Origin of the sequence: Aeromicrobium sp. CnD17-E (assembly GCF_024124745.1) — a bacterium.
GTDB lineage: Bacteria > Actinomycetota > Actinomycetes > Propionibacteriales > Nocardioidaceae > Aeromicrobium.
Genome location: NZ_JAMXRU010000191.1, coordinates 1 through 2,323, shown reverse-complemented (window position 1 = coordinate 2,323; position 2,323 = coordinate 1). Strand labels below are relative to the sequence as shown.

Below are 2,323 nucleotides of genomic sequence, written 5' to 3'. Positions count from 1 at the left end.
GCCCAGCCGTCGGCGCGCCCCACCAGCAGCGCTGGAGGGTCGCGTGGTCCGAGCAGCTCCGAGGGCCGGGGCGGCTCCGGCGCGTCCGGTGACGGCGGCGCGTCGGCGGGCGCCTCGTCGTCCGGTCGGGGGACCGGCTCGTCGAAGGACGCGGGGCAGAAGTCCCGCGACGGTGCGCAGGGCGCCGGCGACGACGACGAGGACGAGAAGCGTGCGCGCGACGACGAGCGCGCGCGACGGACCGCTTCGTCGGCGACGCCGTCGGCAAGTGACGCCACGAGCGCCGCGAGCGGCGACGAGACCCGAGCCACGTCGGCCGACGCCGGCTCGGGCGCACCCGTCGGGACGCTCGTGGCCGTCGCGGTCGTCCTGGCCCTGCTGGGCGCGGGCGGCGTCGTCGCGTGGCGGCGGAGGGACGACCGCTCCTGACCTCCCCGGCGCGCGACCTGCACCCCGGAGCCTGGTGGCTCTGGGCGCTCGGTCTTGCCGCCGCGGCCTCCTTCACGCTCAACCCGTTCGTGCTGGCCGTCGTCGCCGCGGTCGTGTCGGTCGTCGTCGTGGCACGTCGCGGTGACGCGCCGTGGGCGCTGTCGTACCGCTTCTACGTCTACTTCGCCCTGGCCGTCGTCGTGCTGCGGGTGCTCTACCGGATCGTGCTGGGCGGCGGCGCCGTCGAGGGGGAGACCGTCCTGCTCCACCTGCCGGAGATCCCGCTGCCCGACGTCGCGCGCGGCATCCAGCTGCTCGGCGACGTGACGGCGGTGTCGTTGCTCGGCGCCCTCTACGACGGCATGCGCCTCGCCGCGATCATCCTGTGCGTCGGTGCCGCCAACTCCTTGGCCAACCCCCGACGGCTGCTCGCCGCGGTGCCGCCCGCGTTCTACGAGGTCGGCACCGCCGTGGTGGTCTCGCTGTCGGTCTTCCCCCAGCTCGCGGAGAGCGTGCAGCGCGTCCGCCGGGCGCGCCGGCTGCGCGGCGACGCGAGCCGGGGCGTCCGGTCGCTGCGGCGGGTGGTCGTGCCGGTGCTGGAGGACGCGCTCGAACGGTCCATGACCCTCGCCGCCGGCATGGACGCGCGCGGCTACGGCCGTACCGGCGGTGCGACACCGGCGCAGCGGCTCGTCACGGGCGGGCTGATGCTCGGTGGGCTCGGCGCCCTCTGCGTCGGTGCCTACGCCTACCTCGACGGCACCGCGCCCCGCGTCCTCGCCGGGCCGGTCCTCGTCGTGGGGGTGCTGCTCGCCGCCGCGGCGCTGCGCTCCGCCGGGCGACGGGTGCGCCGGACCCGCTACCGCCCCGACCGCTGGCGTCCGGCGGAGGTCCTGACGGCGCTGTGCGGCGTCGTCGTGGGGGTGGGGGTCGACCGGGCGTTCGACCTCGACCCCTACGTCGTCGTGCCCGACCTGGGATCATGGCCGACGGTCAGCCTTCCGGTGCTGCTCGTCGTGCTGGTCGGCGTGCTGCCCGCCTTCCTGACGCCACCGCCGGCGACCGACGTCGCCGGCCCGACGGGCCGGGACACGACCGACGACCCGACCGACCACGACGAGGGGGAGGTGCCCCGTGCTCGAGCTGCGTGACGTGACGTTCTCCTACGAGGACGCGGGGCCGACCCTGAAGGACGTCGACCTGCTGCTGCCCGACGGTGAGCTGCACCTGGTGTGCGGTCGCACCGGGTCGGGCAAGTCGACGCTGCTCGGCCTGTTCAACGGGCTGGTCCCGCACTTCAGCGGCGGTCTGCTCGAGGGCGACGTGCTCGTCGACGGCGCCTCGATCGTCGGCACGCCGCCGCGCGAGCTCGCCCACCTCGTGGGGTACGTGCCGCAGGACCCGGCGGCGGGCTTCGTGAGCGACGTGGTCGAGGACGAGCTGGCGTACGGCATGGAGCAGCTCGGCCTCGACCCGCAGACCATGCGTCGGCGCGTCGAGGAGACGCTCGACCTGCTCGGCATCGCCGACCTGCGCCGCCGGTCGCTGCGGACGCTGTCGGGAGGCCAGCAGCAGCGCGTCGCGATCGGTGCCGTGCTCACGATGCACCCGCGGATGCTCGTGCTCGACGAGCCGACGTCGGCGCTCGACCCCACCGCGGCCGAGGACGTCCTGGCAACGGTGGCCCGGCTCGTGGCCGACGTCGGGCTCGGCGTCGTCGTCGCGGAGCACCGGATGGAGCGCGTGGTGCCGTTCGCGGACCGGCTCGTCGTGGTCGAGCACGGTCACGTCCGCTCGGGCGAGCCGGCCGACGTGCTGCGCGACAGCCCCGTCGCCCCGCCCCTCGTGGAGCTCGGCCGGCTCGCCGGCTGGGACCCGCTGCCGCTCACCGTGC

Annotated in this window: 3 protein-coding genes; all 3 read left to right on the top strand. The window is 75.8% G+C overall.

Going from position 1 to position 2,323, the window contains the following annotated elements:
- Nucleotides 1–429, top strand: a 429-nt coding sequence (locus NH339_RS17965) for a hypothetical protein (RefSeq protein WP_253027363.1), incomplete at its 5' end; no start/stop codon positions are given.
- On the top strand, nt 402–1,580 hold the full coding sequence (locus tag NH339_RS17960; protein WP_253027362.1) for an energy-coupling factor transporter transmembrane protein EcfT: 1,179 nt from the start codon (nt 402–404) through the stop codon (nt 1,578–1,580). The genes NH339_RS17965 and NH339_RS17960, both read left to right, overlap by 28 nt.
- Nucleotides 1,564–2,323 (top strand): energy-coupling factor ABC transporter ATP-binding protein (locus tag NH339_RS17955; protein ID WP_253027361.1); only part of this gene is annotated, 760 nt, incomplete at its 3' end. The genes NH339_RS17960 and NH339_RS17955, both read left to right, overlap by 17 nt.